Here is an 8029-nt window from a genome sequence, read left to right as displayed (position 1 = left end):
CCGTCGGAGGCCAACCGCGTGGCCGACGAACGGGTGGAGACGCTCTCGCATCAGGCGCCATTCCGCGTCGTCAATATCGGCGGCGGCCAGCCGGAGAACCTGATGACCTTCGTCGAGACGGTCGAAAAGGCCCTCGGCCAGCCGGCAAAGCGCAAGATGCTGCCGATGCAGAAGGGTGACGTACCGCGCACCTTTGCGAGCCCCGATCTGCTGGCGGCTCTGACCGGTTACAAGCCGGAGACGACACTCAATGTCGGTGTGAAGGCTTTCGTCGACTGGTATCTGGAAGCGCGCGGCGAACTCGACCGTGAACCAGGGGTCATCCGATGAACTATCGTGCGGAAATTGACGGGTTGAGAGCAATCGCCGTTGTTCCCGTTCTCTTCTTTCATGCCGCGATCTATCCCTTCAGCGGCGGGTATGTCGGTGTTGATATCTTCTTCGTCATCAGCGGATACCTTATCACCGGCATTTTGCTGAACGAGATCGAGCAAGGCAGCTTTTCGGTTGTCGGCTTCTATGATCGTCGTATCCGGCGCATTTATCCCGCACTTTTTGCCACGATCGTCGTCACGGCGATTGCCGCCGCGTTCGTCCTATATGCCGACGACCTAAAGGACTTCGGGCAAAGTGTCATTGCAACGCTTACCTTCATGTCCAATGTCTTGTTCTGGCATGAAACCAATTACTTTGCGCCAAATGCAGAATTCAAGCCGCTGCTGCATACCTGGTCACTCGCGGTTGAAGAGCAGTTCTACGTTCTCTTTCCGCTGCTTCTTTCCGTTCTTGCTTACCGGGGCCGACGCAGCCAATTCGCAGTTATTGCGATCCTAACCCTCATAAGTTTTGCAGCAGCCGACGTTGCCTCGCTGCGATCTCCAGCAAGCGCGTTCTTCCTTTTACCCTTCCGGGCATGGGAACTGTCGGTAGGTGCGCTCCTTGCACTTTATGAAAATGGACGATCGCGCCCGGCTGGACGTATCGCGTCGATAGCTGCGATCGTCGGTCTTCTGCTGATTGCCTATGCGATCGTCGGTCTCATCTTGAGACCCCGTTTCCGGGGCGATGGGCGTTGCTTCCGGTTTGTGGAGCCTTATTGGTCCTGCATTTTGCACAGCCCTCCAATCTGATCGGCAGGATACTCGGTTCGCCGGTTCCGGTCGCCATCGGCTTGATAAGCTACAGTCTCTATCTTGTGCACCAGCCCATCTTTGCACTGTACCGATATGCCCGCATCGCTGAACCGTCTCGCTTCGAGATGGTGGCCTTGATCGCGTTGAGCTTTGTGTTGGCATCGATATCCTGGAAGCTTGTGGAGCAACCATTCCGACGGGTCCGCTATCGGTCACGCACGGTCTTTGCTTCAGCCGCATGTGGCAGCCTTGTTTTGATTTCATTTGGCGTAGTGGCGCACCTGAACGCAGGCTTCCCCTCCTGGACGCTAGCACGGCTTTCGCCGCAGCAGGCGGTGGTCTATCGAAATCTGCTGGAAGAGCGCGGTCGTATCGACAAGGTAGCAGACCGCAACAAGTTCGCTGAGTGTGTATTTCGCACGGGTGAACTGAACGAGACCTTCCGTCGACAATTTGCTGATTGTTCAAAGGAGCATGGCGCCGCGACCATCATTGTCGGCGATTCGCATGCAGGCAACCTTTTCGACGCGATCGCGCCGCTATCGGGCCGGCCGTTTTTCATCGGAATAAACAAGGGTTTTTGCCGCGCTGTCGAATCCAACCCTCAATGCTTCTATGATGAACTATTGGACTTCGTCGCAACGAACGCTGCTTCAATCGATAAGATCATTTACATGCAGGCGGGGTTCTATCTTCTCGATGCCCCGGACGGCGCCATCGGTAGTCGGGACATGTTCCAACGCTACACCGACCGACAATTTCCGGTTAGCCAATCTCGTATCGACCAGACGCTGGCGTATCTCGGCAAGCTTGCGAACCACGCAAATGTGGTGTGGTTGGGTCCGTGGATAGATCCGCATGTCACACATAACCAGCTTGTTGCAAACGGCTGCAACGGCGCAACTGACCTGCCCAATTCCTTTGTGATACCGTCATATATGCACCTTGATCAGACAGTGAACGCGTTGGCTCGTAAAAGGCAACTATCCTACTTGTCGACGATCAACGCGCTGAATTTCAACGCGCGGCACGATCTTGTCGACTGCCAGAATGTCTACTTCATCGATGCCGACCACTGGAGCGTCGCGGGCGAGCAGAGATTTGGGCCGAAGGTGCTGGAAGCACTCAACAGGACAATGTGAAAGGGGCTGCTGCCCGGGCAGGCGCCTTGATCGAAGGCAAGCTATCGGCGTGAGATCCATCAGGGGAAATTGTCATGACAACGAAAACACCGCGATATCATGCCCTCGATGGTGCACGCGGCGTTGCCGCTTTTGCGGTGGTCTTATGCCATTGCCTATCCAGGGCATATCGCCACCCTGAGCTGTCGTCGCTGCAGCTGAACGCTCTGAAGGCTTTCCTTACGCTCGGTCACCTGAGCGTCATCTTCTTTTTTGTCCTCAGTGGGTTTGCTCTCGGCATTCGCTACACCTTGGGAAAGAACAGTTCATACTGGCGGTTTCAGTTGAGCCGGCTGGCGCGTCTGGTGCCGTGTGTAGCAGCCGTCGTCGCTACCGCAACAATCCTTCGGTTGATGACGCCGGACCTTTCTGTCGACATGCTCTCGGGCGCTTTTGTCGATTTGTGGAAGCTTCCGATTAACGGCGAGCTGTTGGCCCGACACGTCTTGTTGATCGGGGTCAGTCGAATGGACACCGACTTGGATCCTCCCTTGTGGAGCCTCGTTTACGAAATGCGCGCCGGGCTCTTCATTCCCTTGTTCATGTATTCGCTCAAACGATATTCGCTTCACAGCAATATTATACTGATTATCGCCCTCTATGCTTTTTCCTCGATCTCACTGTCCATGTTCGGGTTACCAAACCCGGTTTTCTATGGCGAGACACTGTTTGGTTCGCTGCTGGCAACGTTCCACTATCTGGGGTCGTTTCTTCTAGGATGCGTGATCTGCCATTGCCTGCATCAAAGCGAAGGGAATTGTGCTCCAAACGGAGCTCGGCGCCTCACACTATTGATGGTGGTGGCATTCCTCGCCTTCTGGCTTGGAGGCATTATCACCCATAGCGACCTACTTCTAAGTCTGGCGGCGGCTTGTGCGATATTTTGCATTTTGCGCATCGCGCCATTGCAGCAAGGGCTGGAGTTGGCGCCGATCCAGTTTCTCGGAAGAATATCCTATTCACTGTACCTCGTTCACATGCCTGTTTCGCTGGCGGTCCTGCGATTGACGGGAGGCGCCATCGGCGATGGTTACTTCCTTATCATTGCCCCGACGCTTAGCGTTATTGCCGCAACGGTGCTGTTCGTGATTGTGGAACGTCCCTCGATAGCTCTTTCAAGAATAGTCGGGCGGCAAGGTAAGGCCTCGAGCCCAGGCAGCCAAGGCGGGCGTGACGAGCAACGCCCGGCCGGGACAAGAAAATCGTCGATTGATCAGCCTGAAGACATGCAAGTTCAATCGCAGTGATCATGAAGGAGAAAGCTGATGGATGCCAATGACCCGAGCTGCCCGAAGAGTATTGATGAAATGGCGTTGATTGCAGCGTCCATCCTGAGCTCGGCCAGCTCTTCATCAATTGAAATCTCCAGTGCAAGGAGTGTTCTCGTCGAAGTTAGGCGCGCATCGTACCGTCTTGCGACTGACGAGGACGTCAAGGCCCAATACCAGCGCCTTGCCCTGGCCTGTGCTGCTCGCAGCCAGACATCCAGGCGCTAAATCAGCGAACCCTTCGCCCGGTCATCGAATCGTGCTCGTGAACGCTCCAACGCGTCAGGTGTGGGATGCGAACGTCAAATTCGAACGCGATTGCAATCCTCGTCGTGGACGACGAGCTACCGGTGCGAATGGCGCTGCGTGCCGAGCTTGAGGATGCGGCGATGACTGTAATCGAAGTGCGAAACGCTACAGAGGCGTTGTGGGAACTCGAAACAAATATGAGCATCGAGGCTGTGTTGAGCGATATCCGAATGCCTGGGGATTTGATGGAGCCGCCCTGGCAAGGTTCGTGGAACGTTGATGGACGTTTGTTGGAATTCTGCTGACGTCGGGGGAGCACGCAGTCTCTGACAGGGACCTACATTCGGGCACGCGCCACATCGCCAAATCTACGAAGGACGACAGGTGGTCACAATCATTCGCGGGATGGTATGAGGTTACGCCTGGGCATAATTTGACACCGATCATATCGGCACTGGCAATCGATCGGATTTTGATCGGAGCTCTGCTGCAAACGGCCATATGAACGATCGCCAGCTGAGCCCTGGAATGGTCTGTTCGGGGTTTTCGAATAAGCTTTGTGCAGGAACAGCCCTCTGTCAGCCATTTCTTCCTTTTCGAGCGCGCATTTGGATCGCAGTAGGGTTCGTGGCCTCTTCAGCCGCGGCCGGGGAAACCAAATCGTTCGTCTTCTTGAGATCCCGTCACGAGCCGGCGGAAAACGCCGGCCCTAACGCGTGGCGGCAAGCCACAACCTCGTTGCCGTATTGCGTCAATGCCTGAGCCGCGCCTTCAACCTGCTATCGGCGTGGGGATCGAAATAGTGGTAGAGAGCCGTCGCGCGCACGGTGCCGGGATCGCATGGTTCGTTTGCGTGGATACTTCGGTAGCCCCAAAACAGGTAGAGATTTCCGGGAACCATTTTGATCCTCGTGAATGACGATGGATCCTTCGCTGCTCGGGTTCTCAGTGACCGTTGCCGGATCTTGTCGACCATTATTTTATCGACGAGATTTCCTGCATAGGTTTCCCGGACGGGTCTGGTATTCGGGAGGAGGAGGAGATCGCCGGCCAGGCCGACGGTGGGGATGACAATGGGAAGCAATGCTGTGACGAGGTAGGAGTCGTAGTGGAAGTTGAGGGAATGTTGCATCATCCCCTTGCCGGTCAGGCATCTAAGCAATTGATAGAATTCGACAGCAGGAGCAGGCTTGCTGCGGCTCGCCACATAAAGCCTCGAAAAGATAGACTGGAAGCGCGTGGATTTGGCCAGTTGATCAAGCCCGGAACCCTTGACGGCTTCGCTCCCTTTGAAGGCAACATATTCGTTCCGGGAGTCGCGCACGGATGATTTAACGAACTCCTGCATCGTCACTAAACTGGCGGGCGCCAGGAAATCCGGTACGCAGCAATACCCGTCGCGCTCCATAGTGGAGAAGAGTGATTGCAGTTGGGCATCGGAGATTTCGGGGGTGTTTTCATCAAGCGCACTTGTAGTATCCATGACGGACCTCGAAGCGTTTGACCTCCCATCACAACCATAGCTTCTATATCTAGGGTTGTCTAGTCGTTGGATCAAAGAATCGAGGCCAATACGGCATCGTTCGCAGGGGCGCAGCGCTCTGCCCCCGCGTCTCCGCGGCCTTTCATAAATGGATAAACTGTGGTTGCATCATGGTAACCACAGTTGCCTCGCGCACATATGGAGAGGTGGAAATGACCGCGGCACCAGAATGCAAGCAACTTTTACGAGTGCGTTGCCGACTGCATTGCAGCCGGCATCCGATCCGCGCATGATGGCCAGCGGCTGTTCTGTACCGCATCAAAAGGCCGGACGCATGGCGGCTCCGACGAGCAAAGCGCGTGAAAGTTGGCCCAACTGTCTTGCCAAACCGGAGCCGTCGGCCAATCAGGCTGACAAGGTAGAGCCGGATGTTGTCCAGCACTTGCTTTGATGCGATCGGTGAGTTGCGCATCTCGCAGAATTCCGAGATTCCTCGCTGAAAATGACGTGATGAATGAACTTGTTTGGCGATACTCATCCCGTTTCTCTCGGCACCATTGCCGAGGGCGAGCGGAAATAGGAGCGCAGTTTTAAGGAAGGATGTATCGGAGGCGGCACATTGAGGTCTGGCCAAATCCATTGTCATTCAGATCTTATGCAGCCTGTTCTGAATCTGAGTTGCGAGCCGAAGGGAGCGCCTACTCGGTCAACGGTTGCGGCTTGAGATCGCCTTGCAGGGTTTCGTCGACAGGGCGCTTCTTGGCCCGCATCGGCTGTTCAAGCACGGTGACCGGCGCGGCGACAGCCGTGGCTGCGACGTTACCGATGGTCGTCACTGTTCCGCCAACAACAGCGGTAAGTCCCTGGCCGAGCGTGACGTTGGAATCCGTCAGCGTCTGACCAGTGACGATCCGCTGGCCAATCAGCTGAACGATTTCAGGACTTTCGGCGAACTTGCCGTGGTTCAGGCCTTCGCCTTTGACCTTGGTGAGATCGATGGCGGTAATGCCGGCGGCTTCGAGTTTCGAGCGATAGGGCTCGACGGTCGGATCGATCGCGCCCAAACGCGAAACCTTTCCAGTGATGAAACTCGAAACCGCAAGCGCCTTGTCATCCTGAGACACGAAGATCGTGAATTTCGGCGTCGGTCGGTTTTGGGCATCCGCAAAGGACGTGTCGAGGGGGAAACGTCTCGGGACACCGCCGAGAGGGAGGCTCTCGAAGAGGCCGGCAGCAAACCCCCTGGGATCGAATGGGTCGTTCACCGGATCTAGTTTGACGAGGAATTTGTAACAAAGGGGTCGTTGGTTCTGACCCCCATCAAGACCGCCAATTCAAGCGTTCCGACGTCGTTCGTGAGATTTTCGTCCCAGCGATGCCATAACGATATGTTGGATTGGTTCTGTGGAGATACGTGAATGTTGAACGAGCAGCAGTTTCTACGCATTTCTATCGCGGCAACGGTTATTGTCGCCGCTCTTGGAGTGGCCTTTGGCATATTGTCGGGCTCGTTCTCCATCGCCTTTGACGGCGTCTATTCTCTGGGCGACGCGGCGATGACCGGCCTTGCGCTTTGGGTGTCGAGCCTGATCGTGAAGTCAGCGCAAACCGACGCGTTGTCTGGAAGAGTTCGTAACCGCTTTACAATGGGCTTCTGGCATCTGGAGCCAATCGTCTTGATGCTTAACGGCAGCCTGCTGATGACCGTTGCGGTTTACGCGCTGATTAACGCGATCATCAGCATCCTCAATGGCGGGCACGAACTGCGTTACGGCGTGGCGATCACCTACACGGCGGCGACCGTACTCGTCTGCGCTGTCATGGCCGTTATTGGTGTCAGGTTGAACCGCCGCCTGAAATCGGACTTCATTTCTCTCGACGTCAAGGCTTGGATCATGTCGGGAGGTATTGCCCTTGCCCTGCTGATCGCGTTTTTCATCGGTCTCGCTGTTCAGCCGACCCCTGTCGCGTGGATCGCCAGCTACGTTGACCCAGTCGTCCTCGCATTGGTTTGCGTGGTGATGATTCCGCTTCCAATCGGTACAATCTGGAAGGCACTGACCGAGATCCTTCTCATCGCGCCGGTCGAACTTAAGAACCATGTGGACAACGTCGCTTCCGAGACCGTGCGTCGCCTCCACTTTCTTTCATATCGCGCCTACGTTGCTCGTGTCGGTCGGGCGACACAGATCGAACTCTACTTCATCGTTCCCAAGGGCCTTCCGCCGAAAACGGTGGAGGATTGGGATGCGCTGCGCGACGAAATAGGGAATGCGATCGGCGATGAAAGCACCAACCGCTGGCTCACCATTGCGTTCACGGCCGATGCGGAATGGGCGGAATAGCCTTTCGAGCATCGCGCTTTTCGGCACAGCTCTTGCGCTTTGAAGAGCATGATTGACTGCCGTTGACTGATTTGAACACCGCTTCGTCACAAGAGGCCTCACTCGATACGGTGACAGCTCAGAAGACCCCTTGGGCGCCGACTTTCTCTCAGCGTCCGCTATCACGCGACGCTTCAAAATGCCAAGCCTCCATTTCCTCAGATCCGAGAGCTGCTTGGCAGGTCACGCTGACCGCGCCGTTAAGGTCGACACCAACGCCTACCCGGAACCGCCGCGCCGAGAACAATCAGCCGTGACCGATCGCGGGGCCGCGCGGCGCCGACTATTAACGACGTTGAAGAATCGTGACTCGACTTGTCCTTCACGCCCG

Annotated in this window: 7 protein-coding genes and 2 pseudogenes; 7 read left to right on the top strand and 2 right to left on the bottom strand. The window is 55.9% G+C overall.

Annotated elements, in window-relative coordinates; all coding sequences use genetic code 11:
* From IB248_RS14135 to IB248_RS14110, 6 genes and pseudogenes are all read left to right on the top strand, one after another.
* Nucleotides 1-330 (top strand): annotated as a pseudogene (locus tag IB248_RS14135) (UDP-glucuronate 5-epimerase); the annotation flags it as partial.
* Nucleotides 327-1130 carry an acyltransferase gene (locus tag IB248_RS14130; protein ID WP_192241111.1) on the top strand — a complete coding sequence of 268 codons (804 nt, stop codon included), beginning with the start codon at nt 327-329 and terminating at the stop codon, nt 1128-1130. The pseudogene IB248_RS14135 and the gene IB248_RS14130, both read left to right, overlap by 4 nt.
* The gene (locus IB248_RS14125; RefSeq protein ID WP_192241110.1) at nt 1097-2275 is read left to right on the top strand and encodes an acyltransferase family protein; all 1179 of its coding nucleotides are present in this window, start codon (nt 1097-1099) and stop codon (nt 2273-2275) included. The genes IB248_RS14130 and IB248_RS14125 overlap by 34 nt, the downstream gene beginning before the upstream one ends.
* A 74-nt stretch (nt 2276-2349) precedes the next feature.
* The gene (locus tag IB248_RS14120; protein ID WP_169683113.1) at nt 2350-3561 is read left to right on the top strand and encodes an acyltransferase; all 1212 of its coding nucleotides are present in this window, start codon (nt 2350-2352) and stop codon (nt 3559-3561) included.
* Nucleotides 3562-3579: 18 nt separating this feature from the next.
* Nucleotides 3580-3810: a hypothetical protein gene (locus IB248_RS14115; RefSeq protein WP_169683111.1), complete on the top strand. Its 231-nt coding sequence runs from the start codon at nt 3580-3582 to the stop codon at nt 3808-3810.
* Between the two features lie 65 nt (nt 3811-3875).
* The gene (locus IB248_RS14110) at nt 3876-4136 is read left to right on the top strand and encodes a response regulator (RefSeq protein WP_281412466.1); all 261 of its coding nucleotides are present in this window, start codon (nt 3876-3878) and stop codon (nt 4134-4136) included.
* A 446-nt stretch (nt 4137-4582) separates the two neighbouring features.
* On the opposite strand, the gene IB248_RS14105 is transcribed toward IB248_RS14110, so the two are convergent.
* Together IB248_RS14105 and IB248_RS14100 are read right to left on the bottom strand one after the other, a co-directional pair.
* A complete protein-coding gene (locus IB248_RS14105; RefSeq protein WP_169683107.1) occupies nt 4583-5314 on the bottom strand; it encodes a hypothetical protein in 732 nt (243 codons plus the stop codon).
* A 698-nt stretch (nt 5315-6012) separates the two neighbouring features.
* A pseudogene (locus IB248_RS14100) lies at nt 6013-6462 on the bottom strand (alpha/beta hydrolase); the annotation flags it as partial.
* A 270-nt stretch (nt 6463-6732) separates the two neighbouring features.
* On the opposite strand from IB248_RS14100, the gene IB248_RS14095 reads away from it, so the two are divergent.
* Nucleotides 6733-7659 (top strand): cation transporter, encoded by a 927-nt coding sequence (locus IB248_RS14095; protein WP_169683105.1) that lies wholly within the window; start codon nt 6733-6735, stop codon nt 7657-7659.
* Nucleotides 7660-8029 lie beyond the last annotated feature (370 nt).

Origin of the sequence: Rhizobium sp. RHZ01 (assembly GCF_014851595.1) — a bacterium.
Lineage (GTDB): Bacteria > Pseudomonadota > Alphaproteobacteria > Rhizobiales > Rhizobiaceae > Rhizobium > Rhizobium altiplani.
Note: the sequence above shows the minus strand (reverse complement) of the source record. Positions and strands in the feature narration are given on the sequence as shown.